We start from the raw sequence: 24,716 nt of genomic DNA, 5'->3' as shown, positions 1-24,716 counted from the left end.
TTTTTGTGCAACAGAGCTTTGACACCTAACTGAACCACATTGAAAAATCACTCAAAAATTTTCACAAACTATCCTTAAGTCCGTACATTCCTGACACAACGCGGCTTTGCACAACCATATCGCACACCTCGTTTATGACATTTTTTTCACAAATAAGAAATACTTGTGTAAAAAAACAACATTGCCCCGTTGCACGATCGCGAAATATTTTCGCCAGAAGCTGGTCTATATCAAACGGATTAACACAACATGCACATGTGCGCCCGTGCCTTACCAGAGGACCATACCAGACACGGCTTTCTGCCCAGCCCTGCAGCAGATCAGAATGTGGCGTAAAATTGATAAATACTGCGGCACTCTGATTCCGCTGAGCCGGAACATTCTCCTCTGCCACGACGAACAGAGGCACTCGCCTGTCCTCTTCCCCTCTCCACCGCAGCCTTGCGGTGGACAGAGACGCCTGTCTCTGAAATAAGGTAGCGTCACGCAGCGCTGCTGCCTGCCCGTCCCCTCCCTCCTCTTTTCGCTCCATGGATGCCATGCCCTCTCGTCTCTCTCTCTCTGATGCCCTGCGTGAACACGTCCTGCTCTGCGATGGTGGAATGGGCTCGCGTATTCAGATGCTCGATCTGGACCTGACACGCGATTACTGGGGACAGGAAAACTGTACTGAAATTCTTACTCTGTCACGCCCTGAACTGATTCGTGAAATCCATCGCGGTTATTACGAAGCCGGTGCTGATATGGTCGAGACCAATACATTTGGCGGCTCTCCGATAACATTAAGCGAGTTCGGGCTGACAGACAAAGCCCGCGAGATCAATCGTAATTCTGCCATTCTGGCACGTGAGGCCGCTGAAAGCTTTTCTGATGGCCGCCACCGCTATGTTCTGGGTGCTGTAGGCCCTGGCACAAAACTTCCCTCTCTGGGTAACGTTGATTACGACACTCTTGAAGCCGCACTGACTGAGCAGGGACGCGGCCTGATTGAAGGCGGTGTCGATGCGTTTCTGATAGAAACCTGCCAGGACACCCTTCAGATCAAAGCGGCTGTCAACGCCATGAAAGCCGCCCGTGCAGAAATGGGCGTACATCTGCCGATCTTTGTGCAGGTAACCGTTGAGGCAACAGGCACTCTGCTGGTTGGCCCTGACATCGCCGCCGCAGCCACGGTTATTCACAGCCTGGACGTTGACCTGATGGGCCTTAACTGCGCCACAGGCCCGCAGGAAATGGCAGAGCACGTGCACTGGCTTTCCGAAAACTGGCCACGCCTGATCTCTGTACAGCCTAATGCAGGCCTGCCTGAACTGATTGATGGTCAGACACATTACCCTCTCTCCCCCGAGGAGATGGCCGCATGGGTCGAGCGCTTTATTAACGAAGACGGCCTCAACCTTATTGGCGGCTGCTGTGGCACATCGACACCTCATATCGCGGCTCTTGATGCCATGCTGCGCCGCCGCGCAGAGGGCACTGGCCACCACCGCCCGGTCCCTGCCAGGCGCACATCTGTGTGGGTTCCTTCAGTCGCCAGTCTGTATAACCAGGTACCACTGAGACAGGAAAACGCCTATTTCTCTATTGGCGAGCGCTGCAATGCCAACGGGTCTAAAAAATGGCGTGAACTTCAGGAATCTCACGACTGGGACGGCTGCGTCTCGCTTGGTCGCGAGCAGACCAAAGAAGGCTCAAACGCCCTCGACATCTGCACCGCTTTTGTCGGGCGCAATGAAACAGCAGAAATGAATGAAGTGATCAGGCGCTTCACCTCATCAGTTAACGCCCCTCTGGTCATTGACTCAACCGAAACACCCGTGATCGAAGCCGCCCTGAAGCTGCATGGTGGCAAACCCATCATCAACTCCATCAATTTTGAAGACGGAGACGGCCCGGCAGCAGACCGCATGGCCCTCGCCCGTAAATTCGGTGCCGCAGTCGTTGCTCTGACCATTGATGAAGAAGGGATGGCCCGCAAACCAGAAGACAAACTGCGTATCGCAAAGCGTCTGATCGAATTTGCCTGCGATCAGTACGGACTGCCGCAGTCTGACCTGATGATCGACCCGCTGACCTTCACCATCGCCACCGGCGCTGAAGATGACCGTAAGCTTGGTGTGTGGACACTTGAAGGCATTAAACTGATCCGTGACAACTTCCCGGATGTGCAGATTGTTCTTGGTCTCTCCAATATTTCCTTCGGTCTGAATCCGGCAGCACGTGCCGTACTCAACTCTGTTTATCTCGACCATGCAGTCAAGGCCGGTATGACGGCTGCCATTGTGCATGTCTCAAAAATCCGCCCGCTGCACATGATTGCGCCAGAAGAAGTCAAAGTTGCAGAAGATCTGATCTTTGACCGCCGCACAGCAGATTATGACCCGCTACAAACTCTGCTTGCTATGTTTGCGGACCGGAAGGCATCTGAAGCCGTCAAGCGTAAAAAAGCAGACACCGCGCAGGAACGACTCAAAGACCGCATTGTTGACGGTGACCGAAAAGGCCTGGAAGCAGACCTTGAAGAAGCCATGACAGAAATGTCACCACTCGACATCATCAACACAGTACTTCTTGACGGTATGAAAGTAGTTGGTGAGCTGTTTGGCGCGGGTAAAATGCAGCTGCCTTTTGTGCTTCAGTCTGCCGAAACTATGAAGGCTGCTGTTGCCTGGCTTGAACCTCATATGGATCGGGCTGAAGGCCAGCAGCGCGGCACAATCGTCCTGGCAACGGTTAAGGGTGATGTACACGATATTGGCAAAAACCTGGTTGATATCATTCTGACCAATAACGGCTACCGCGTAGTGAACCTGGGTATTAAAGTGCCCGTAGCTGACATGATCGAGGCTGCAAAACGCGAAAAGGCCGATGCCATTGGCATGTCAGGTCTGCTGGTTAAATCAACAGTGATTATGCGTGAAAACCTCGAAGAAATCACCCGTGGCGGGCTCGACGTTCCCGTTCTTCTTGGAGGGGCGGCACTGACCCGCAACTATGTTGAAGAAGACTGCGTAGCCTCCTACAACCCTTCAGGGCGGGTCGCTTATGCCCGTGATGCGTTTGATGGCCTCACGTTAATGGACCAGATTACGCAAAACCGCTTTGATGACTATCTCTCCGCTATCAGCAAGCGTCGTGAGGGCAAAGCAAAACGTCAGGCTGCCCGTACACCTGAAGACAGCATTACACGCGGTTATGGTCCGGTCGACCGCGAAGCCGCCCGCGCCAGACGCACCAGACTGACACAGGATGAGGCTGTACTGACCCCGCCTTTCTGGGGTAATAAAATCCTCTCTGTTCCGACAGAGGCGGTTATTCCTTTCCTCAATGAGCGCTCACTCTACCAGTTCCAGTGGGGGTTCAGAAAGCAGGGCCGTTCGCTCGATGAGTTTATGGTATGGGCGAAACAGGAGCTTCGACCTGTGCTCAGACGGATGCTCGACATCGCCGCGGCAGATAATATACTCACGCCACAGGCATCATACGGCTACTGGAAAGCCGCAGGCGATGGTAATGACCTCGTTTTATTTGAAGAAGATGGCATAACGGAAGCCGCACGCTTTACTCTGCCTCGTCAGCCACGTGAAGATGGTGAATGTATTGCTGACTTTGTGCGTGATATTTCTGACGCACAGCGTGACGTTGTCGCCCTGCAGGTTGTTACCGTGGGGCAGAAAGCCTCTGACATTGCCCGCGACTGGTTTGAAGAGAACCGCTACCAGGATTATCTCTACCTGCACGGTCTCTCAGTTGAAATTGCTGAAGCTATGGCAGAATATACCCACAAGCGCATTCGTTCAGAACTTGGCTTTGCCATTGAAGACGACCGTAATATGGAAAAACTGCTTCAGCAGGGCTATCGTGGGTCACGCTATTCTTTCGGCTACCCGGCCTGCCCGCGCCTGGAAGATCAGCACCCTATTCTCAAGCTGCTGAATGCACCTGATATTGGGGTATCTCTGACAGACGGTGATCAGCTTCACCCGGAACAATCAACATCTGCGCTTGTTATTATGAACAAACATGCGAGATACTTCACTATCTGAGACTATCAGCCTGGATTTTTTCTTATAAGAACCCGGGCTGACGGTTTTTATAAGAAAAAGGAACGCCCATAACGTGGCTCTGCTAACGCTTATTAATCTGGCCGGAAGTATCGCGCTGCTGTTATGGGGCGTACATATGGTGCAGACCGGCGTACAGCGAGCCTGCGGTGCACGCCTTAACAGCCTGCTGGCCCGTATGCTGGGCAATCGCTTTCAGGCATTTCTGACAGGTCTTGGCATAACAGCCATCCTTCAGTCTTCAACCGCAACAGGACTGATGATTACAGGCCTGGCAGGACGTGGCCAGCTTGAGCTGGCACCGGCTCTGGCTGTTATGCTGGGTGCCAATGTTGGCACCACACTCATTGTTCAGCTCCTTTCGTTTGATGTCTCCTCCATCGCGCCGGCATTTGTATTAACCGGAGTCATGCTGTTTCGCCGCAGTCAGGGTGCCTGGCGCGATTCAGGCCGTGCTTTTATTGGCCTGGGACTGATCCTGATCTCACTGCGACAGTTTCTGGTTCTGCTTGGACCATATACTCATAAAGCAGAGTTTACGGCGGTTCTGGCCTCTATGGGCTCACATGATATTGCCGCTATTCTGCTGGGAGCTGTCATTACCTGGCTCAGCCATTCTTCTGTTGCCACGGTTATGCTGGTTTCAACCTTTGCAACCAGCAACACCATCACCCCGGAAACAGCTCTGGCCCTTATTCTGGGTGCCAATATCGGTACCTCCATTAACCCCGTAATGGAAGGGAACCGTACCAGCCCTATTGCCCGCCGTATTTCTATGGGTAACCTGCTGGTGCGTATCGTCGGAGCATGTATGCTGCTGCCGGTTCTGCCATGGATCAGCACCCTGATTACACGCCTCGAACCTGATGCCGCCCGCCAGGTAGCCAACTTCCATACTCTGTTTAATGTTGGCCTCGCGGTTATTATGCTACCCGCCCTGAAAATATATACCAGATTAATGGAAAAACTCATCCCGGACATTCCGGATGACAAAAAACAATCTCCTGGCACTCCACGCTATCTGGACACACTCCTCCTTGATAAGGCGCCTCAGCTGGCCATTGGCAGTGCCGCCCGCGAAGCCATGCGCCTGTGTGACCTTCTTGTAACCATGCTCGCGACTATGGGCGAAGGTATGAACACGACTGACCCGTCCCGTGCAGCGTCAGCCCGCCCCTTAGGTAACGCCATTGAAGATCTGGGAGCATCTATCCGCTCTTATCTGGCCGGGCTCGACCCCGAAACTGCCAGTGAACCGGAAATGGAGGCCGCTGAGGAAATTCTGGCATTCTGTAATCAGCTCCTGCATGCTGAAGACATTGTAGAACGCAGCCTTGTGCCTATGGTACAAAAAATGGCGCGCCAGCGTATTTCTTTGCCTCCGTCACTTCAGGTGCCCGTGCAGAAAATGATGGATCAGCTCGCACGCAACCTGAATATCTGCGCGACTGTTCTGCTACGACAAAACACTTCTGAGACCAACCCACTGGCAGGACAGAAGGATTTTTTCCGAACACTTGAATCAACAGCAACCGCTGCCTATTTTGAGCGCCTGCGCAAACAACCCGGAGACAGTAATTCATCAGCTGAATATAATCTGCGGGAGGAAGTGGTGACCTATCAGCTCACCCTTTTACGTGACCTGCGCCGTGTCAATACGCATATTGTTGCCGCAGCGTCTTACTCACTCCCTACAGGAGAAGACTGAACGTGGCTGCGATCGATATTATCGCACTTGTCCTCGTTACTTTATCTGTGCTGCATGGCCTTATACGGGGCTTTGCCAGGCAGGCACTTGGCATAGGGGGATGGGTTATCGCTCTGCTACTGGCCTGCCGTTACTATACTAACCTGATTCCCTGGACCCGCTCCTTCATCCACGACCATACTGTAGCAGATATTACCGCCTTTATTTTACTGATGCTCGTGCTGCTTGTCGTGGCTTCATTCGCCTCTTCCCTGATCGTGCGGGTGATTCATCAATCAGCCCTTCAGGGGCTCGACCACACACTGGGTGCCCTTTTTGGACTTGCGCGCGGGGTCCTTCTGGTTTTATTGCTTTTTGTGTCTGCACAGTGGCTTTTACCCCCGGAAGATATCCATGATATTGAAAATAAAGGGAAATTTACACCCTATATCCGGATGGGAGTCGCTTACATTCAGCCTTTTATGCCTGATTTTACGACAAAAGGGGTTGCGCCAGATCGCACAGCAGGTCATGACGCCACCTTATAGCTCATTTGGCACTTTTTCGGCTTTCTGCGGAGACCCTTCTTACTCATGAATGCCCCCGGTTCCTTACCCCCCGTACCATCAGCACATGATGATGATCATCTGCACGAAGAATGTGCTGTTTTTGGCATCTGGAACGCCAGAAATGCTGCCGCTCTGACTACTCTTGGCCTGCATGCTCTCCAGCACCGTGGCCAGGAAGCAGCTGGTATCGTCTCATGCGATGACAACTCTGAATTCTACTCCCACCGCGGACTGGGACTCGTCAGCGACGTTTTCAGTGACCCGCGCGTTATGGCAACACTTAAAGGCAACCGTGCCATCGGGCACAACCGCTACGCCACAACAGGCGCAACACTGCTACGCAATGTGCAGCCCTTATTTGCTGAGTTCGCCTTTGGTGGCCTGGCTGTTGCCCACAATGGCAACCTGACAAACTCAGAAACACTGCGTAAAGAACTGATCCTGCGCGGATGCCTCTTTCAGTCCACCATGGATACAGAGGTCTTTGTTCATCTGATCGCGACCTCTCTCTATGCAACTGTTGAAGACCGCCTGATTGACGCTCTAAAACGTGTTACCGGTGCTTACTCACTGGTTGTTCTGTCAGGTGATGCCCTGATCGGTGCCCGCGACCCTATGGGCGTTCGTCCGCTGGTTCTGGGGCGCCTGAGCGGTACAGATGGTGATGGCGACAGCTGGGTTCTGGCATCTGAAACCTGTGGTCTTGATATTATCGGCGCAGAGTTCGTCAGAGATATCGAACCAGGCGAGCTTGTCATTATTGATAATGATGGCGTGCGCTCTCTGCGCCCGTTTGGTCAGACCAAACCCCATTTTTGTATCTTTGAATATATCTACTTTGCACGTCCCGATTCTGTCCTTGAGGGGCTGCCGGTTTATGCGGTCAGAAAACAGATCGGTCAGGAACTTGCCCGCGAAAGTGGCGTTGAGGCAGATATCGTTGTGCCTGTACCGGATTCAGGTGTGCCTTCTGCCATGGGGTATGCTGAAGCCAGCGGCATTCCTTTCGAGCTGGGTATTATCCGCAATCACTATGTTGGCCGTACCTTCATTGAGCCCACTGACCAGATCAGAAACCTGGGCGTTAAAATGAAGCATTCGACAAACCGCCCCGCTCTGAATGGTAAGCGCGTTATTCTGGTCGATGATTCAATTGTACGCGGCACAACCTCACGTAAAATCGTCGACATGGTACGGGCTGCCGGCGCGAAAGAAGTGCACATGCGCATTTCCTCTCCGCCAACTCAGCACTCCTGCTTTTATGGTATCGATACCCCTGAGCGCAGCCAGCTGCTGGCCGCACAACACGACCTGAAGAAAATGGCTGAACTGATTGGCGTTGACAGTCTTGCCTTTATCTCTCAGGACGGCCTCTACCGTGCTATGGGCTATGAAAGCCGTGAATCCTGCCGTGATCGTTATTGCGATGCGTGCTTTACCGGTGACTACCCTATTCCGCTCATTGACCATGATAAAGAATTTGGTACAGGCACTGCCTGAGGCAAAGCCAGACAAAAAAAAGGGAGCTTCCGTAAGGAAGCTCCTTTTTTTATAACCAGTCTAAAGCTTTTTATTTACTGAGACGTAACCTGCCGGGAGGCCTGATCTGCCTGCAACATTCTCAGCTGAGTTGCCGCTGTATCAGATAACTGCCCCAGCAGCAGACTCATATCCTGAATCAAAGCAGCTGAAGAAGACGGAGCCTTCCCCTCAAGAGTCAGACGCTGCATATAAAAAGGCTGATTTGTATCAATTGCACGCACTGACAAAATCGCTTCAAGCTGCGTACGACCAGACGGCCCCCGACTAAAGTGAGTGACCGAAAGCTCGACATAAGCATCCGGCTGCGTTGAAACAGCATCATTCTCAGCAAAAACAGCCGAGCCGGGCAAACGCTGTGCAATATCACCTGCCAGAGCATGACTTATCTGAGCAGAGAGAGAGTCACTCCAGGCATCATTCTGAGAAAGTGTCAGTCGATAACCTGAATCAGCCGTTACAATACGATCCCGATCCAGGCCAGAGGCAATGGTAGGAAGCCGCACTTCGACATAACGCGGACCACCTGATAAAGGCTGCCCGGGTGTAACGGCAAGCGTATAAAATGCCGGATTGGCACCTGAAGAGCAGGCTGTAAGTGATGTTGCCATAACACTCAGCGCTGCAAAACCAGATAAAAAAGAACGGCGCCCAGAAAAAGAACGGGCAGACCGAAGAGCAAAAAGCATTTTCATGGCTTAACGTCCTGATATCAGCGCAGAAGGATGATTTGTCAGAAAATCAGCCAGGAAACGCATAGAACGGGCGGTCTGACTCAACTGAAGAATCATGGTTTGCATATTACGATAGAAGTCTGTGTTCTTGCCATAACTGCCCATAAGCTTGTTGGCATTCGCGATTGTCTGCTCAAGCTGCTTCGTCATGGCAGGCAGGCTTTGCATCAGTGGTGCAGTACCTTTACGCAGTTCGGTGCTCATGACCTGCAGATTCTGTAATGACGCTCTCAGACTGGTCAGGCTTTGACGCACATCCGGGCTGACCAGGGTCTGATCAGCATGAGCCAGAAGATTGCTTGCGTTCACACCAAGCTGCTCAAACGGTACACCAGCAAGACGTGCAGCCACTGTGGAGAGAGATTCCATAATGCCATTCATACCACCAGGCTGGCCAGGAATAACGAGGGTCGTGCCGTCCATCTCCACCTGAGCAGGCTGAGCATTTTTAACGAAATTGAGCGAGATCATACTTTCGCCGGTAAGAAAACTCACACTGTCAACAGAAGCACGCAGCCCGTGCTGAACCAGAGTTCTGAAAATATCTGTTAATGCACCATGCTTAAGCTTATTAGCGTCAAGAACACGCTCCGGCTGAATCTGCATACCAACACGAACGCGAGGCTGATCAGTCTTCGCATTCATCTCAAATTTCACGCTGGTCACATTACCTATCTGCAGGCCGAACATGCTCACTTTGCTGCCAACAGTCAGACCCTGCACTGAAGATGTCAGGTAAGTCACAAGCGGCACACGCTCATGATAACCAGCTGTTTCAGCATCTTCCCTGCTCTCATACAGCTTAAACAACGTATTCTCAGGCGCGTCGTACTGCGTCACGGTGTCATATTTAAGCGGCAGGCCAAAAGCGACCCCCCCTGAGAACAACGCCTGCAACGACTGCAACTGCACCTTGAGACCACCAGCACCAAAACCAACAGTGACACCCGACACGTTCCAGAAACGCGTGTCTGTGTGCAGATATCTGTCATAAGGCTGACGAATAAACAGCTCAATAAGTACTGGCCCAATCCCGCCAGGAGGCATGGTGTAACCCAGCACCTCACCAACAACCATATCACGGAAGAAAACCGGTGCTCCCGTACCAATAGACCCGATTGAAGAGGCAAGCAGATAATATGTCTGACCTGGCTGGTCAGAGGTTATACCTGGCGGTGATTCGAGGCCGCGAAAATGAGTAACATGCCATAGATCTTTCTCACCTGGCGTTACCAGCCCCGGGTCGAACGCGATATAGGCACCTGATAAAAGGGTCTCAAGACCTGTAATACTGGCCCCGTTAATACGCGGACGAACCACCCAGAACCTGGCGCGGTTTGTCAGCATATAGCTTGTGCCTGCATTCATACGGATACGAACCTCAACATGGCTCATATCATCGACAAGCATAATTTTCTCGACAGTACCGAGCACAACTGACTTATTTTTAACCTGTGTCTGACCACTGGTCAGACCATCAGCAGTGTCAAAAATCACCGTCACTTCGGGCCCGTTATTGGCAAAACTACGCCAGACCAGAAAACCTGCAATAAAAATAGAGAGAACAGGAATGATCCAGATAATTGAAAACCGGATACGACGCAGGGCAGAATCAGGCATAGCATCATCCTGATCCGGTGAGTTGTTATGTGTATTCTGCTTATTCACGCCTCGTCGGGCTCCATATTAGCTGAATAAAATTTCTCATCGCGAACCATAACCGCCTTCTGAGAAGGCTGAAGTACACGCGAACTCCGGTCACCTTTGTTTTTTTGAGCAGCATCCCACATCAGGCGCGGATCAAAAGTATGGGCCGCAAAAATTGTCAGCACAACAACTGCGGCAAAACACACCATGCCACCATCCGCCGAGATGCTGGCAAGGTGACTAAACCTGACAACAGCAACGAGGATAGAGACCATAAAAACATCAATCATAGACCAGCGGCCAACAACATCGATAACTCTGAAGAGCTTTGACCTCAGAACCAGCCCTTTGGCTGAATGACGATATATTGTCACAACCATAACGGAAAGCCCAACCACTTTAAGCACCGGCACAGTAACGCTGGCAAATAACACCAGGATGGAAAGGGGTATCATATCACTCTGCCAGAGCTCTATTGCGCCCTGAATGATTGTATGACCCGAACCATTACCCAGACTGATCACTGTCATGACCGGATAAATATTTGCTGGCAAATAAAAAACAATCGCTGAAATCAGCAATGCTGTTGTGCGATGCAGACTGTTGGCCTTTCTTTGCCTGACCACATGCGAACATCGCGGGCAATGCCCTTCAGGGTTGCTCGGGTGTACATCGTGATCAAAAGCCAGGACCAGACCACAACTCAGACAGGAAACTCTGCGGGAAAAAGGATGCGTCTCGACTGAACACTGGTCAGCAGTAATCGTTTCAACAGGAACGCGGCTCCCGTTCATCATATGCATAAAAGAGTCAATTTTACGCTTACGCCATATCATTTCCATATCAAGCGTTGCATCTGTGGCTGCCATAGACACCATCAGAGCAGCAACCAGGTAAAGCGCCGGACCCACTTCAACAAAGGCCAAATCAACAAGCTTAGTGTAAGCAACAAATACACCAAGAATATAAACCTCAACCATCGACCATGGGCGTAAGATTTCATACCATTTCAGGAGGTATGGCACCCATGATGGCAGCTGAGGGCGCAGGGCTGTTGTCAGAATGAGCCCCATCAGGGCAATCACCACGCCAGGAGCCAGCACCGTTACCAGACCGACCAGAATACCGGCCTCGCCCCAGCCTTCGTGTAAAAGCTCTATAGGGCCTGTAACCATATCTACAGTTCTCTGACGGCCATACAGGTCAAGCGTCATAAGCGTAGAAAATAACATCGCAATATAAAGAGCAGCAGAACTAATGCAAAAAGCCAGAGGTGTCGCGATCGGAGCAGTCCTGTTACGACGATCAAGTAACTGGTTACAGCGCGAACAACGGGCCTGTGTCCCTTCTTTAAGCTCTGGCAGCTTCTGATGCAGGCCGCAGCAGGGACACTCCATCACGTCCTGCACTACGTAAACCCGGCGCGACGTATCAACCGGTCCGGCCTGCTGGTACGCAGCCACATCCCGCTGCAAAGTCTGAAAAAGAGACATTTTCATGATTACGAGACTTTAACGCAAAAAAAATTCTGACGTAACAGAATAAATGAATAACGCTTCATCTTTTAACCTGGCCCTTTTTGTACAGAGTTTTTTCTGCAGTCGTGCTCATTCCTGGTTGCGTTTCCTATATGAGCATGATAGTCAGCGGTCGAAAATAAGTTATGCCCGCTTAGCTCAGTTGGTAGAGCACGTCATTCGTAATGATGGGGCCGGTGGTTCGAATCCGCCAGCGGGCACCATTTTCACTCCCTGATAAAATTACTAATAACCAGAGTTTAGCGCTCAGTTACTCTGTTGTGCCAGAAAATACAGACTAATCGCAAGATGGTGGCCATTCGAATAATTCAACCCTGTTACCATCCCGCGTGACAGCAGGTCCGCCTTATCATCACCAAGAGCTGTTACAAAAGCCTCACGATCTCTCTGCGCAACAAGCGCAACCGTACAGGCTTTATCATTATGCATCAGGCGTGCTGCGGCCTGTGCACCAAGCAGCTTCACCTTCCCTCCCAGCAAAAATACAAGACTGGGCTCAGAAAAAGAAACTGAAATCACCTGAGTTTTATCACCGCAAGGACGGTACGTTTCAGCAAGAGCTGCGAGGCGGGGTGCCAGCCATATACTGTGCAACTTTGGCACAACAACCGTAAACAAACCGGCATAAAGCAGCAGTGCGCAGGTCGCACTGGTCACAAAAGCCTTAATAAGCTCAGAGCGTACCAGCATAACTGCTGAAATAATAACCAGAGGACCACACCCTCCTGCCAGAATGAATGCTGGCAGCGAGAGCTGCCCCTCCAGACGCCACAGAAGAACCGGACCGGCGACCGACAAAGCAAGCCCTGTTATCGTCCATAATCCGCCATACACACAAAGAGCACCACGAGCCCAGAGTGCTTTTGGCCAGTTTCTCCAGACCGGGCCACCCTGTGCCAGAGCTCCGGCCGTGAGAACAGCAAGTGCCGGATAGGTCGGCAAAACATAATGGGGAAGTTTGGTTGCAATAGCTTCAAACACAAGCCAGTGGGGAATGATCCAGCATAAAAGATAGCGGACTGCCGGGGTTAAACGGTTACGCCACACCACAGGTAACGCTGCGACCACAAAAAACGACCCTGGCCAGAACGCCAGCAAAAACACAAGAAGATGATAACCTGGAGGTAAACCATGAGCCTGCTGCCCTGAAGCAACCTTACCCAGGAAATTCGTACCAACTGCATTACTAAAAAATGCACCGTGGCTCACTACGCCAATAGCAACACACCATGGCAAAACAATAACCAGTGAAACTATCCAGGCCCAGCCGGGTCGCAATCTGCGCCAGATATCAGCCTTACGCTCTGTCAGACAAAAAGCTGCAACCGTACCAAGTGTAGGAATGAGAATGACAGGACCTTTGAGCATCAGCCCAAGACCTGCCGCCCCCCAGAATAGCAGAGCAGTTTTAATGGGTGTAGTACGCCTGGCCTCGCGATCAAGCAAAACCCGTACAAGGGCAACCTGCGCCAGCATAACAGAAAATAAGAGCGTGGAATCTATGGTCCCCATACGACTTTCAGCCGTAACGAGCACCGAAGCCATGAGCATAGCAGCTGCAAAAAAACCAGCTGAAGCGCCAAAAAGCACCGAAGCCATCCAGGCTGTTATCGCCACTGATGCAGACATGGCAAGCAGAGAGGGGACACGATACGCCCACACAGCACGGTCGTGCAGTGTACCGCTCAGAGCAACTGAAGCCGCCTCGAGCCAGTAAATACCAGCCGGCTGAAGATATCGCGGCTTATCCTGAAAGCGCACATCAACAAAGTTGCCACTTTCAAGCATCTGCGCTGTGGCCTCCATATATCGTGGTTCATCACGATCAAACGGAGGCGTCGAGGCACGCCCGGGCAAAAATACCAGGAATGCAAAAATACCAATGAAAACAAGAGACCAGATAGACAGCCGGGACTTACCCTGGAAATGTCTCAACATTCCCGAACCGATTTTGGCAGTCTGGTGCGGTTGCGCAGCCACATAACCCCAAGCAGGTCACGCACGCCAACAATCGCCCTGTTAAGGTTTGTATATTTGGACTGACCATGCAACCTGGGACGATGCCCCACAGAGTGACACAGCAGCGGCACACCATAGGAATTGAGCAGAGCCGGTAAAAACCTGTGAAGCCCCTCAAACTGTGGCAGACGCAAAAAAACATCGCGCTGAAACAGTTTCATAGGCGCACCGGTGTCAGGGCAGTCATCATTCAGCAGCCTGCGGCGCAGCCCGTTAGCAAAACGTGTTGCCAGCACACGCGACAGACCGTCACGACGACGACGACGCACCCCCACAACTAAAGGCGGTGTGCCACTGGCTAACTGTGCCAGGCGAAGCATTTCTATAAATTCGTGTGGATCATCCTGGCCATCACCGTCAAGCGTGGCAACCCACTCCCCCCGTGCAGCAGTAATGCCTGTACGCAGAGCAGCCGATTTCCCGCAACAACGTTCGTGACAAAGAATACGCAGCGTGGGCAATTGCTCATCACGCAGCTTTTGAAGAACAGCCACTGTGTCATCGCGGCTGCCATCATCAACAAAGATAATTTCTGTTTCAGGCAGGCTACGACAGGCGTCAGCCAGCTCCTGACAGACAAAAGAGAGGTTATCGCTCTCGTTAAGAACAGCGATAACAAAGCTCAGAACCGGTACTGTATCAGACCGGGAAGAAGAGTGGATGCTCAAACCGGGCAACAGCGCAGTTTACTTACGCTGCTGGTCGGGCCAGAGCTGCTGGCAGATCGGAAATAGCACGATCAACCAGTGCTGAAGCTCCATCTTCTTTAAGCGATTCAGCAATAACCTGACGGCTGGCTTTTATCGCAACATCAATAGCAGCCTGACGCACCTCACGGGTTGCTGCACGCTCAACAGCACTGATACGGTCACGAGCGCTCTGCTCATGCTGTTTCACTGCGGCTTCAGCGTCTTTACGTGCCTGTTCTGCTACTTCAGCAGCATGACGCAGTGACTGCTCAACCATTGTTTTGGCTTCAGCAAGTGCCTGCTCACGGTCACGGGTCGCATCTTCAAGCATCTGTTCAGCCTCACGACGCAGACGGGCTGCTTCGTCAAGGTCCTGACGGATACGCTCTGCACGGCTATCGAGAATAGTCACGATAGGGGTCCAGAGTTTGCGACCAAAAAATACGAAAAATAAAACGAAGGATACGGCTACCCAAAAGCCTGCTTCGTGAAAAATGCCATTCATGACGGTTCTTCCTCCCGAAGAGTAATCAGGCTACCCGTTCAGCCACTACGTTTTCAACTTTTGTGGCAACCAGAGCCGGCGCAGGCCGAACACCAGTGACACGACTGACCAGCTCCTGAGTGGTCTCAACAGCAATATCTGTCAGTGCGGCAAAAGCACGCTGCTTTTCAGCAGCAACCTTGCTCTCTGCTTCAGCAATCTCAGCAGCAAGACGCTCTTTAATTTCCTGAATTTTTGCTTCAGTGTTACGCTTTTCATCGTCGAGCGCTTTTTGCAGGTTAGCCTTCGCCTCAGCCATAGCCGTTTTACGGGCATGCTGAAGTTCGGCTACCGCATTATCGGCATCATGCTTTGCAGCACGTGCGACTTCAAGATCACCCGAGATACGGGCACTGCGATCTTCAAGAACGCGACCAACACGTGGCAGCATTACCCGGCTGAGCACCAGATAAAACACCAGGAAGATAAATGCCCCCCAGATTACCTGACCGGTAACCAGAGGGTTTTTAAAGTCAAGCTGAGGCATTCCTGCGGCGTGAGCACAGGGTGCCGCCACGACGAGAAGGGACACGCCGGCAGCAAAAGAGAATATGCCGGCACGAACAGTCTTTATCATGACACCCACAGGAATCTCTCCTTTTTCCGTCTTCTGATCAGACGAAAAGAATCAGGAACGCAATAAGCAGAGCAAAAAGCGCAATCGCTTCTGTCAGTGCAAAGCCGAGCATACCCAGGCCGAACACGTGCGGACGAGAAGCCGGGTTGCGAGCAATGCTGCTTACCAGAGTTGAAAAGATGTTGCCGAGGCCGATACCAACGCCGGCAAGGGCGATTACGGCGATACCTGCACCGATTTCCCGGGCTGCAGCGATGTCCATATCAGTCACTTCCTTGTTAAAAGTACAGTTCAAACGAAACGGGCAAAGCAGCTCAGTGAGCCACGGCCTCCCGCAGGTAGATGCAGGTCAGAATGGCAAACACATAGGCCTGCAACACACCAACCAGCAACTCAAGAGCCACAAGCGCTACGTTAATAGCGATTGGCCCAATCGCAAACACGTCACCTACCACACCAAAACCGGCGAGCATAATGACAAAGCTTGCGAAAATCTCAAACATGACGTGTCCGGCAACCATGTTAGCGAACAGTCGGATAGAAAGACTTACAGGGCGTGACAGAAAAGAAAGGATCTCGATAGGGATCAGCAGGGGCGCAAGTGCCAGGCTGGCACCAGCAGGCATGAAATGCGCAAAAAAGCGAATTCCCTGAACTTTCAGTGAGACCACGACTGTAAGGACAAATACCATCATAGCCAGGGCAAATGTTACCGCAATATGGCTTGTGAAGGTATAAGAGAAAGGCAGCAGACCGAGATAGTTACCGGCCAGAATAAAGAAGAAAAGCGTAAAAATAAACGGGAAAAAGGAAGCACCTTCAGGCCCGATTGTATCAATCGCCATATTACGAATAAATTCGTAACACACTTCTGCTGCGGCCTGAAAACGACCAGGCACAACGGCTGCGGGACGCATGCCGAAATAAAGAAAAGCCAGAACCAGCACTACGGCCAGCATCATGTAGACAGGCGACTGACTGAAGTGCAGTGCGTCACCAAGGCCACCAAAAACCGAATGAAGTTCAAACTGACCAAGGACGTCGATACTGGAACCGCCTGCCAAAACCGCTCTCCTACCTCTAACTAAACCAGAAACTCTTTTCTGGCATCGAGTCGTTTAACTCAGACCGGGGGTGGCTTGACCAGCCGCCAGACATTGAGCACACCAGCTCCGCCTCCGAGCAGCGCAAAGATAATGAGAAAAATCGCACGGGTATGAAGCCACTTATCAAGCCCCCACCCGATACAGACACCAACAATCAGAGCTGAAATCATCTCTGTTCCGGCACGAAGCGCCAGAGTTGCAAGAGACTGCCCGTCTTTATCGTCTGCACTTTCCTTCTTATCATCCTCTGTTTTCAGCCCGGAGCGACGCTCAGCTGCCTTCAGACGAGATAAAAAAGAATCGTTTTTATCCTCACTCATACTTCGCACCTCCGGAACAGGTGCAGGCGCTTGCTAACGAGGTTACTATGCCCTGTCAAGGAAGCTCTGACACCCAAAGCAGGAAAACTGGTTTTTTTTATAAAAAGCGTCTTTCCGGTCACTCTTTATTCTCAGCACCAACCTGCCCCACAAGCCCGTTTGCATAATCACGGGCTTCAAAGGGACGCAGATCTTCAGCCTGCTCACCCACCCCTACGGCATGCACAGGCAAACCAAACGTATCTGCAAGGGCAACAACAATGCCGCCACGTGCTGAACCATCAAGTTTTGTTACGACCAGACCTGTCACGTTGACCAGCTCACGGAAGACCCTGACCTGCTCAATCGCATTCTGACCGGTTGTCGCATCAAGAACCAGTAATACTGTATGGGGCGCACTTTCATCGAATTTGCGCATAACGCGGATAATTTTGGCTAGTTCTTCCATCAGAGCGCTTTTGTTGTGAAGACGCCCGGCCGTATCAACAAACAGCAGGTCAGCCTGCTCAGCCTTACCGCGCTTGAGTGCCTCAAACGCAAGGCCTGCCGCATCACAGTTAGGCGGGCCGGCAATGACCGGACAATTGGTACGCTGCCCCCATACCTGCAACTGCTCGACAGCAGCAGCACGGAATGTGTCGCCGGCAACCATCATAATTTTTTTACCCTGATCGCTGTAAAAACGGGCCATTTTGCCGATTGTTGTCGTTTTACCGGTGCCATTCACCCCGACAACCAGCACAACATGCGGCTTGTTAGACGGATCAGGCTCAAACGGCTTAGCAACCGGCTCAAGAATAGTCGCAATTTCTTCTGCTAAAGCAGTGCGAATCTCTTCATCTGTCACCTCAGAGCCAAAGCGCGAGTGGCGGAATGATTCAATCACACGCTCAGCGACAGCCGGCCCCAGATCGGCCGTAATCAGGATATCTTCCAGCTCTTCAAGAGCGGCGTCATCAAGCTTGCGCTTTGTAAAAACAGATGTCAGCCCGTCGCCCAGCTTTTGTGTAGAGCGCGAAAGCCCCTGTTTAAGGCGTGAAAAAAAACCTAGCGCCATCTCAAATCCTCTCTGCCAGCAAACCTGTCGCGCTGGCTTCAATTACTCTCATATCTATAATCTCGCCCGCCTGGGCATCAGCTTCTTCAGCCTTCAGACGTACAGGAGCAAACTGCTCACTATGACCCGACTGAGGGGTTTCCATTAACACCCTCACATTCTGCCCAACAAAGCCCTCAAAATAGACTTTTGCCGCCTCAGCCCCCACGTCGCGCAAACATGCGGCCCGTGCCTTACGCTCAGGCACATTTACAGCCCTCATTCTGGCCGCAGGCGTTCCAGGACGTTCGCTGTACGGGAAAACATGCAAATAAGGGATGCTCTGCTCAGCCAGAAAAGCCCGCGTTTCTTCAAACAGGGCATCATCTTCGGTCGGGAAACCCGCAATAACATCTGCGCCAATACCAATCCCCGGGCGCAGGCTACGCGCGCGCGCGATCACACGGGCCGCATCTTCAGCCAGGTGACGGCGTTTCATCCGCTTCAGGATCAGGTCAGAACCAGCCTGGAGCGACAAATGAAGGTAAGGCATAAAGCGCGGCTCTTCAGCCAGAAGACGCCAGATATCCTCATCAATTTCGACCGGGTCAACAGATGACAGGCGCAAACGCTCAAGCTGCGGGACCAGGGCCAGCACACGCCGACACAACTGCCCCAGCAGAGGCTTACCTGGCAGGTCACCACCCCATGAGGTCATATCAACACCAGTTAGCACGATCTCACGGTATCCCGCATCAACAAGCGCTTTAACCTGTTCGACTACTACCCCGACCGGTGCTGAGCGTGATGGCCCGCGCCCGAACGGAATAATGCAGAACGTGCAGCGATGGTCACACCCCTGCTGCACCTGAACAAAAGCCCTGGTGCGACCGGCAAATTCTGTAACAAGATGAGCGGCTGTCTCTTTCGCTGCCATGATGTCAGAAACCGCGCGGGCCTCCTGCATGGCAGAGGCGGACCAGCTCTCAGCTTTTAGTTTCTCTTCGTTGCCCAGCACCCTGACCACACCTGGCAAAGCAGCCCAGCGATCAGGGTCAATCTGTGCGGCACATCCCGTCACGACAATGCGCGCGCCGGGCTTATCACGATGCGCACGCCGGATAGCCTGCCGCGCCTGCCGTTCGGCCTCACCGGTCACTGCACAGGTATTAACAATAATAACGTCCTCAAGCGGGGCAGCATGCTCACGCATCACCTCGCTCTCCCACGTATTGAGACGACATCCAAAAGTCAGGATTTCAGGTTTTGTCATGACGGATACGCAGCGAGATCCACTGTTCCTTCAAAAGCCACAGTCGCCGGGCCTGTCATAAGCACATGGTTATTGCTGCCCCACTCAATACGCAGCACACCGCCATCAAGCTCAACCTGACAGGTACGCTCTGCAAGACCACGTCTGACAGCATTCACAACCGCCGCACAGGCGCCAGAGCCGCAGGCTTCGGTAACCCCCGTACCACGCTCATGCACTTTAAGGCGCATTTTTGTCCGGCTTTCCATTCTGGCAAAGCCAATATTAGCCCGTTCAGGAAAGAGCGGGTCGTGCTCGAGGCTGTGCCCCTGGTCAAGCAACGAGAAATCTTCCACAAAAAAAGTGGCATGCGGGTTGCCCATTGATACAGCTGCCGGGTCACCTGGTAACGGCAGGTGCAGTGTATCATGCTCTGCAGCCAGGGGAACATCCTGCCACTGCTCACGCGGCTGCCCCATATCAACAGTGACTTCCCCATACTCACCAACATAAGCAGAGAGCAGGCCAGCCTTAGTCTGCAGCGTTGAATGACGCTTGCCATTCTCATGCCAGAGCAGACTGGCTACACATCGTGAAGCATTGCCGCAGGCCCCGGCCTCTGATCCGTCGGGGTTAAAGAAGCGCACCAGCACATCTGCCTCTCTGGTGAGAGACAAAGTCACCAGCTGGTCGCAGCCTATACCGCGCCTGCGATGAGCCAGAGCGGCGATACGAACCGGTGTCAGAGCCAGAGAATTTGCGCGTTCATCAAAAATGACAAAATCATTTCCCAGGCCATGCATCTTACGAAAGGAAGTCAACAGTGGGCGTCTCATAAGCCAGATTGCCTGTCAGAATTTTTCAAAAAATGGGTAAACTCAGCCTGCTTGTGCCAGAAATCTCTGATCTACACAAAACGCCCCGGCGCACCACGCTGAAGAACCTCTATACTATATCCGTCAGGATCTTTGAGAAAAAAGAAAGTACCAACGACCCGGCCCTTATTTTCCAGAGTTTTAACCGGAGTGACCGCAAAACCAGCCCGCGTCAGGCGGGCATGTTCTGCCTCTGTATCTTCGACTGAGACGGCCAGATGACCATACCCTTTACCCAAATCATAAGGTTCGGTCCGCCCATGATTCACTGTCAGCTCGAGCTCAAATGTCTGCTCGCCATTTGATAAATAAATCAGTGTGAAATCATCAAAAACAATTTTATCTGCAATTTTAAGACCCAGAGCCTCCTCATAAAAAGCAACAGAACGGGCCTCATCAAGCACTCGAATCATAGAATGAATCATCTGCGCCATCATCTTACTCCTTCATAACATGGCAGGTATGTCCGTGCCTGTAATTACACACACGGAACATAAAATTATATTTGAGACAATCTGTTCTTTACTCAAGAGCGCCTGAGATGCTTTACAGTTCTTAAATTTTTATTAATAAAGTTTATTCGTGTCAAACAATGATATTTTCTCGTTTTCTGCACCACACAAGCCCTTTCCTGCTCACCAGCACATTGCTGGCAACAGTTAGCATATCCTCTCTCATCACCAGCACCTCAGCACTTGCTGCAGCAGGGAACAGCGCTTCTCTCGATGCGCTTGAAAAGCAGATGGCACGCATCCAGGCCCAGCAGATGGAGCTGCAGAAAACGCTTATCAGCATGCAAAAACAAATTGCAGCTCAGCGCGCGGCCTTGTCTCCCAGAGGTCATAAAACCGCTACAAATCATACTATAACCGCCCGTTCAACTACACCTACTGCCAATGGATATGAATGGGCAGACAGTAATGAAGGGCCCTCCGGTAAGCCGCGCACGGCAACGGCTATGAACACCAGGCCACCACGTCACCTGCGTAATGGCGACACCTCAGAAGCGCAGCCCGTCTTTGACGATACGAATGCCAGGCCTGAAGTTGATGCCGTGATTGGTCACCGCGATGAAGATGTCATTGCCCATCTGGCAGACAACGCCGTTGGCCCCCACCCGCGTGAAACTGTTGGTGCTCAGGCTACTGGTGCCCTTGGTGACCATGGCGTGTTTCACATGGGGCCGGTTGCGATCATCCTCGGTGGCTTTCTTGATGCCTCAGCCGTATATGAAAACCGCCACATTCCAAGTGGTACGTTTAACTACTGGCAGGATATGCCTTACCCCAACGAGCCACGCTATCACACGAACAATTTCGATGGCAGCGCGCGATACAGCCGTATCTCTCTGATGGCGCGAGGCAATGTAAACTCCCACTCTACTATTTCGGGTTTTTATGAAATGGATTTTGGTGCCGGCGCGTCTACAACAGATGCCTATGAAAGTAACAGCTACGCTTTTCGTATGCGCCAGCTTTACCTGGCGTATGATAACAGCAAAACAAACTTCCATTTTCTGGCAGGCCAGGCGTGGAGCCTCCTGACACCCGGACGCGTTGGTATTACCCCCCGCCAGGAAAGTCTGCCTGAGACCATCGAATCCTCAATGCTGGCTGGTCAGACATGGACCAGACAGCTTCAGCTACGCTTCGTAAAAGATTTTTTTCAACATCGTCTCTGGCTGGGCCTCTCTCTTGAAAATCCGGCAACATTATATGACACAACCGGCTTTCAGAATAACAATGGTACGGTTACTCTCCCCAACGGCAGTGTGGCGACCATCAGCAGCAACGGCACAGGTCTGACAAACGATGCCCCGTTCTCTAACGAAATTGCTCCTGATGTCATCGCCAAGATAGCGTGGGATCCGTCATGGGGACATTATGAGGCAGAAGGCATCGTAAAATTTCCGCATAACCGGGTCTCATCCCTCGGGCAGGGGCACAATAATACGGTTGTTGCGGGCGGCGGCGGCGGTTCAATGATTCTGCCTCTCATCCCTCATACACTTGAGATGCGCATGGCAGGACTGGCAGGTGTGGGAATCGGTCGTTATGGCTCAGTTCTGCTTCCAGACGCGACACTCAGGGCAAATGGCAGCCCCGCCCCTCTTTTCTCTGCTCAGACAACCGCAGGTCTTATAGCACATCCTAATCCCCGTATTGATGTTTACGGTTATTTTGGGTATCAGGCAGCCGGCAGACGTTTTTCTAACTACAATGGCAGCCCGTATGGATACGGCAACCCTGCCTACTCAAACCTTGGGTGTGAAACAGAACTTTCAACCCTGGGCTGCACCGCCAACACCCGCAGCGTTATGGAAGGAACAATCGGCGCGTGGTATCGATTCCTGAAAGGGAAATACGGAACAGTTGAAACGGGCATTCAGCTTGCCTACTCCCGCCGACAGGCCTGGAAAGGTGTCGGAGGAGCGCCTGATACGAGTCTGAGTCAGATATTTATGGACTTTCGCTATCTTCCGTTCCAGTAACCACTATATGGCTTAGAAAAAACGTCTTCAGAAAAAAGTTCTCCTGTCAGAGTCTGGCTCGTCGTGCGGGGAATTTTTTGTTGCCACCCCATTCCTTGTTGCCTGGACTTAACGATTTATGCCTTTTAAAAATACCCCCGCTGCTCTCGCTAGTGCTCTTGCTGCTCGCGGTTATGAATCAGCAACACCTGTACAGACCGCTGTCATGGCTGAAGAAGCCGATGGCCGCGACCTGCTTGTTTCAGCCCGTACCGGCTCTGGCAAGACTGTTGCTTTTGGTATCGCCATGGCCCGCACTCTGCTTGATGAGACGGGTAAACTTCCACCACCAGGCGCACCGCTGGCTCTGGTTATTGCCCCCACCCGCGAGCTGGCCCAGCAGGTTGGTAAAGAGCTTGAGTGGCTGTATGGCCTGGCCGGTGCACGTATTGTCACCTGTGTTGGTGGTATGGAACCACGCAAAGAAGCCCGTGCACTTAATGCCGGCTGTCATATTGTTGTCGGTACACCTGGCCGCCTGTGTGACCATCTTGGCCGCAAGCAGCTTAATTTATCGAACCTGAAAGCCGTTGTGCTTGACGAAGCCGATGAGATGCTTGACCTCGGCTTTCGTGATGAGCTGGAAACCCTGCTCAAAGCCATGCCGGAAGATCGCCGTACGCTGCTGTTCTCAGCAACAATTGCGCGCGAGATTGCGTCTCTGGCTAAACGCTACCAGCGTGATGCCCTGCGCATCAACACTCAGACAGACAGCGCACCACACTCTGACATTTCATACCAGGTTCTTCTAGCAGACCAGGGCGATATGGCCGGCGCCATTGTTAACGTGCTGCGCCTGATTGAAGCCCCTTCAGCTATTGTATTCTGCCACACACGTGAAGCCGTTCGTCAGCTGCAGTCTATCCTGACAGAACGTGGCTTCTCTTCTGTCGCGATTTCAGGTGATCTCGGCCAGAACGAGCGTAGCCGCGCCATAGAAAGCCTGCGTAACGGCCAGGCTCGTGTCTGTGTTGCTACGGACGTTGCTGCACGTGGCATTGACATTCCTGAGCTGGGCCTGGTTATTCACGCCAGCCTGCCTTCCAACCCGGCTACACTGCTGCACCGCTCAGGCCGCACAGGCCGTGCCGGACGCAAGGGAACCTGTGTGCTTCTGGTGCCACCAGGTCGTCGTCGCCTGGCAGAACGCCTGATGGAAGCCGCAAAAATTGAAGCAGAATGGGGTGGTGCACCAACACCTGAAAAAATTGCCAGCGCTGACGCTGAACGTCTGCTTGCGGCCCCTGCCCTGAACGCTGAAGTTTCAGAAGCACCGGAAACTCAGGAACTTATCAGCAAACTGACAGAAAACCGCTCCGCTGAGCAGCTTGCTGCCGCCCTGATCGGGCTGTGGCGTGCCAGTCTGCCTAAAGCATCTAATGTGCGCGTTATCTCTCCTGGTTCGATCAAAAAAATGCCACGTGAAAGAACACGTGACGAAGGCCCGAGAGAACGCGGCCCACAGGAAGAAGGCAGCTGGTTCCGCCTGTCTGTCGGTCGTGAAGACCGTGCCGACCCCAAATGGCTGGTGCCAATGCTGTGTCGCCTGGGTAATATCAAAAAGCAGGATATTGGCGCGATCCGCATTCAGGGCGACCACACGCTGGTTGAAATTGCAAAGAGCAAAGCTGAAAGCTTTAAAGAGTGCGCTTCAGCAACTGACCCTGATGAAATCAGCATTGAGCCAGCCTCTGCTCCTGCTGGCGGCGGCCGCAAAAGCGGTGGCGGCGGTGGCTTCAGAAACAAACCAGCTGGTGGTGGTTTCAGAGGTAAACCATCAGGCGATGGATATCGTGGTAAAGCAGCGGGTGAAGGCGGCTTCAGAGGCAAGTCATCAGGCGATGGTGATGACCGACGTCCTGCTTACAAAGATAAGAAAAAAAGCGGCGGCTCTTTCAAAGGCTCTTCTGACAGAAAACGTAAAAAGAACTAAAAACACTTAATAAAAAAGGCCTCTTCCTTAGTCAGGAAGAGGCCTTTTTTACATCTA

The 24,716-nt window shown here is 52.2% G+C and carries 21 protein-coding genes and 1 tRNA gene; 7 read left to right on the top strand and 15 right to left on the bottom strand.

From position 1 onward, the window contains the following. Window positions 1-61 precede the first annotated feature (61 nt). Window positions 62-541, bottom strand: a complete 480-nt coding sequence (locus HK25_RS10530; protein WP_143295987.1) for a hypothetical protein — start codon at window positions 539-541, stop codon at window positions 62-64. Here HK25_RS10530 and metH point away from each other — a divergent pair. The 4 genes from metH (at window position 531) to purF (ending at window position 7,820) form a co-directional block, all read left to right on the top strand. After that, complete coding sequence (gene metH / locus HK25_RS10525) at window positions 531-4,046, top strand: methionine synthase (protein WP_369824744.1); 3,516 nt, start codon at window positions 531-533, stop codon at window positions 4,044-4,046. The genes HK25_RS10530 and metH overlap by 11 nt on opposite strands. Window positions 4,047-4,119: 73 nt before the next feature. Continuing rightward, a complete protein-coding gene (locus tag HK25_RS10520; RefSeq protein WP_158092779.1) occupies window positions 4,120-5,772 on the top strand; it encodes a Na/Pi cotransporter family protein in 1,653 nt (550 codons plus the stop codon). A 2-nt stretch (window positions 5,773-5,774) separates the two neighbouring features. Further along, window positions 5,775-6,299, top strand: coding sequence for a CvpA family protein (locus HK25_RS10515; protein WP_086553930.1), 525 nt, complete (start codon window positions 5,775-5,777; stop codon window positions 6,297-6,299). A 45-nt stretch (window positions 6,300-6,344) separates the two neighbouring features. Continuing rightward, window positions 6,345-7,820 carry an amidophosphoribosyltransferase gene (gene purF / locus HK25_RS10510; protein ID WP_086636158.1) on the top strand — a complete coding sequence of 492 codons (1,476 nt, stop codon included), beginning with the start codon at window positions 6,345-6,347 and terminating at the stop codon, window positions 7,818-7,820. A gap of 74 nt (window positions 7,821-7,894) precedes the next feature. Here purF and HK25_RS10505 read toward each other — a convergent pair whose 3' ends face one another. From HK25_RS10505 to HK25_RS10495, 3 genes are read right to left on the bottom strand one after another with little or no spacing between them, the layout of a single operon-like run. Continuing rightward, window positions 7,895-8,554: a membrane integrity-associated transporter subunit PqiC gene (locus tag HK25_RS10505; protein WP_086636157.1), complete on the bottom strand. Its 660-nt coding sequence runs from the start codon at window positions 8,552-8,554 to the stop codon at window positions 7,895-7,897. 3 nt (window positions 8,555-8,557) lie between these two features. After that, window positions 8,558-10,213, bottom strand: coding sequence for an intermembrane transport protein PqiB (locus HK25_RS10500; protein WP_086553971.1), 1,656 nt, complete (start codon window positions 10,211-10,213; stop codon window positions 8,558-8,560). Window positions 10,214-10,257: 44 nt separating this feature from the next. Beyond that, window positions 10,258-11,739 carry a paraquat-inducible protein A gene (locus tag HK25_RS10495; protein WP_233127801.1) on the bottom strand — a complete coding sequence of 494 codons (1,482 nt, stop codon included), beginning with the start codon at window positions 11,737-11,739 and terminating at the stop codon, window positions 10,258-10,260. Between the two features lie 166 nt (window positions 11,740-11,905). On the opposite strand from HK25_RS10495, the gene HK25_RS10490 reads away from it, so the two are divergent. Beyond that, a tRNA-Thr gene (locus tag HK25_RS10490) sits at window positions 11,906-11,981 on the top strand. Window positions 11,982-12,024: 43 nt separating this feature from the next. On the opposite strand, the gene HK25_RS10485 is transcribed toward HK25_RS10490, so the two are convergent. From HK25_RS10485 to HK25_RS10435, 11 genes are all read right to left on the bottom strand, one after another. Continuing rightward, window positions 12,025-13,716, bottom strand: coding sequence for a glycosyltransferase family 39 protein (locus HK25_RS10485; protein WP_086636156.1), 1,692 nt, complete (start codon window positions 13,714-13,716; stop codon window positions 12,025-12,027). Then, the gene (locus tag HK25_RS10480) at window positions 13,710-14,474 is read right to left on the bottom strand and encodes a glycosyltransferase (RefSeq protein WP_369822914.1); all 765 of its coding nucleotides are present in this window, start codon (window positions 14,472-14,474) and stop codon (window positions 13,710-13,712) included. Before HK25_RS10480 ends, HK25_RS10485 begins: the two co-directional genes overlap by 7 nt. A 13-nt stretch (window positions 14,475-14,487) precedes the next feature. After that, complete coding sequence (gene atpF, locus HK25_RS10475; protein ID WP_173560227.1) at window positions 14,488-14,982, bottom strand: F0F1 ATP synthase subunit B; 495 nt, start codon at window positions 14,980-14,982, stop codon at window positions 14,488-14,490. A 34-nt stretch (window positions 14,983-15,016) separates the two neighbouring features. Then, the gene (locus HK25_RS10470) at window positions 15,017-15,607 is read right to left on the bottom strand and encodes a hypothetical protein (RefSeq protein WP_086636181.1); all 591 of its coding nucleotides are present in this window, start codon (window positions 15,605-15,607) and stop codon (window positions 15,017-15,019) included. A gap of 37 nt (window positions 15,608-15,644) precedes the next feature. Beyond that, window positions 15,645-15,869 (bottom strand): ATP synthase subunit C family protein, encoded by a 225-nt coding sequence (locus HK25_RS10465; protein WP_003624142.1) that lies wholly within the window; start codon window positions 15,867-15,869, stop codon window positions 15,645-15,647. A gap of 52 nt (window positions 15,870-15,921) precedes the next feature. Next, window positions 15,922-16,671 carry a F0F1 ATP synthase subunit A gene (locus tag HK25_RS10460; RefSeq protein WP_086553925.1) on the bottom strand — a complete coding sequence of 250 codons (750 nt, stop codon included), beginning with the start codon at window positions 16,669-16,671 and terminating at the stop codon, window positions 15,922-15,924. Between the two features lie 59 nt (window positions 16,672-16,730). Beyond that, window positions 16,731-17,033, bottom strand: coding sequence for an AtpZ/AtpI family protein (locus tag HK25_RS10455; RefSeq protein WP_086636155.1), 303 nt, complete (start codon window positions 17,031-17,033; stop codon window positions 16,731-16,733). A 118-nt stretch (window positions 17,034-17,151) separates the two neighbouring features. Next, a complete protein-coding gene (gene ftsY / locus HK25_RS10450; protein WP_086553923.1) occupies window positions 17,152-18,090 on the bottom strand; it encodes a signal recognition particle-docking protein FtsY in 939 nt (312 codons plus the stop codon). Between the two features lies 1 nt (window position 18,091). Beyond that, window positions 18,092-19,342, bottom strand: a complete 1,251-nt coding sequence (gene mtaB / locus HK25_RS10445) for a tRNA (N(6)-L-threonylcarbamoyladenosine(37)-C(2))-methylthiotransferase MtaB (RefSeq protein WP_086636154.1) — start codon at window positions 19,340-19,342, stop codon at window positions 18,092-18,094. Further along, window positions 19,339-20,145 carry a diaminopimelate epimerase gene (gene dapF / locus HK25_RS10440; protein ID WP_086553967.1) on the bottom strand — a complete coding sequence of 269 codons (807 nt, stop codon included), beginning with the start codon at window positions 20,143-20,145 and terminating at the stop codon, window positions 19,339-19,341. Before dapF ends, mtaB begins: the two co-directional genes overlap by 4 nt. 83 nt (window positions 20,146-20,228) lie before the next feature. After that, the gene (locus HK25_RS10435; protein WP_086636180.1) at window positions 20,229-20,630 is read right to left on the bottom strand and encodes a VOC family protein; all 402 of its coding nucleotides are present in this window, start codon (window positions 20,628-20,630) and stop codon (window positions 20,229-20,231) included. 158 nt (window positions 20,631-20,788) lie between these two features. Between HK25_RS10435 and HK25_RS10430 the strand changes: the two genes are divergently transcribed. Together HK25_RS10430 and HK25_RS10425 are read left to right on the top strand one after the other, a co-directional pair. Then, a complete protein-coding gene (locus HK25_RS10430) occupies window positions 20,789-22,687 on the top strand; it encodes a hypothetical protein (protein WP_086636153.1) in 1,899 nt (632 codons plus the stop codon). 118 nt (window positions 22,688-22,805) lie between these two features. Next, window positions 22,806-24,659 (top strand): DEAD/DEAH box helicase, encoded by a 1,854-nt coding sequence (locus HK25_RS10425; protein WP_086636152.1) that lies wholly within the window; start codon window positions 22,806-22,808, stop codon window positions 24,657-24,659. The last annotated feature ends 57 nt before the right edge of the window (window positions 24,660-24,716 follow it).

Source organism: Acetobacter sp. DsW_059, assembly GCF_002153695.1.
Classification (GTDB): Bacteria; Pseudomonadota; Alphaproteobacteria; order Acetobacterales; family Acetobacteraceae; genus Acetobacter; species Acetobacter thailandicus.
Note: the sequence above shows the minus strand (reverse complement) of the source record. Positions and strands in the feature narration are given on the sequence as shown.

Excerpts from the sequence above, each read along its gene's own strand:
- HK25_RS10505 (WP_086636157.1), bottom strand. The coding sequence starts at position 8,554 with ATGAAAATGCTTTTTGCTCTTCGGTCTGCCCGTTCTTTTTCTGGGCGC.
- HK25_RS10470 (WP_086636181.1), bottom strand. The coding sequence starts at position 15,607 with ATGATAAAGACTGTTCGTGCCGGCATATTCTCTTTTGCTGCCGGCGTG.
- HK25_RS10455 (WP_086636155.1), bottom strand. The coding sequence starts at position 17,033 with ATGAGTGAGGATAAAAACGATTCTTTTTTATCTCGTCTGAAGGCAGCT.
- purF (WP_086636158.1), top strand. The coding sequence starts at position 6,345 with ATGAATGCCCCCGGTTCCTTACCCCCCGTACCATCAGCACATGATGAT.
- HK25_RS10485 (WP_086636156.1), bottom strand. The coding sequence starts at position 13,716 with ATGTTGAGACATTTCCAGGGTAAGTCCCGGCTGTCTATCTGGTCTCTT.
- HK25_RS10425 (WP_086636152.1), top strand. The coding sequence starts at position 22,806 with ATGCCTTTTAAAAATACCCCCGCTGCTCTCGCTAGTGCTCTTGCTGCT.
- HK25_RS10530 (WP_143295987.1), bottom strand. The coding sequence starts at position 541 with ATGGCATCCATGGAGCGAAAAGAGGAGGGAGGGGACGGGCAGGCAGCA.
- HK25_RS10495 (WP_233127801.1), bottom strand. The coding sequence starts at position 11,739 with ATGAAAATGTCTCTTTTTCAGACTTTGCAGCGGGATGTGGCTGCGTAC.
- HK25_RS10430 (WP_086636153.1), top strand. The coding sequence starts at position 20,789 with ATGATATTTTCTCGTTTTCTGCACCACACAAGCCCTTTCCTGCTCACC.
- mtaB (WP_086636154.1), bottom strand. The coding sequence starts at position 19,342 with ATGACAAAACCTGAAATCCTGACTTTTGGATGTCGTCTCAATACGTGG.
- ftsY (WP_086553923.1), bottom strand. The coding sequence starts at position 18,090 with ATGGCGCTAGGTTTTTTTTCACGCCTTAAACAGGGGCTTTCGCGCTCT.
- metH (WP_369824744.1), top strand. The coding sequence starts at position 531 with ATGGATGCCATGCCCTCTCGTCTCTCTCTCTCTGATGCCCTGCGTGAA.
- HK25_RS10435 (WP_086636180.1), bottom strand. The coding sequence starts at position 20,630 with ATGGCGCAGATGATTCATTCTATGATTCGAGTGCTTGATGAGGCCCGT.
- HK25_RS10500 (WP_086553971.1), bottom strand. The coding sequence starts at position 10,213 with ATGCCTGATTCTGCCCTGCGTCGTATCCGGTTTTCAATTATCTGGATC.
- HK25_RS10465 (WP_003624142.1), bottom strand. The coding sequence starts at position 15,869 with ATGGACATCGCTGCAGCCCGGGAAATCGGTGCAGGTATCGCCGTAATC.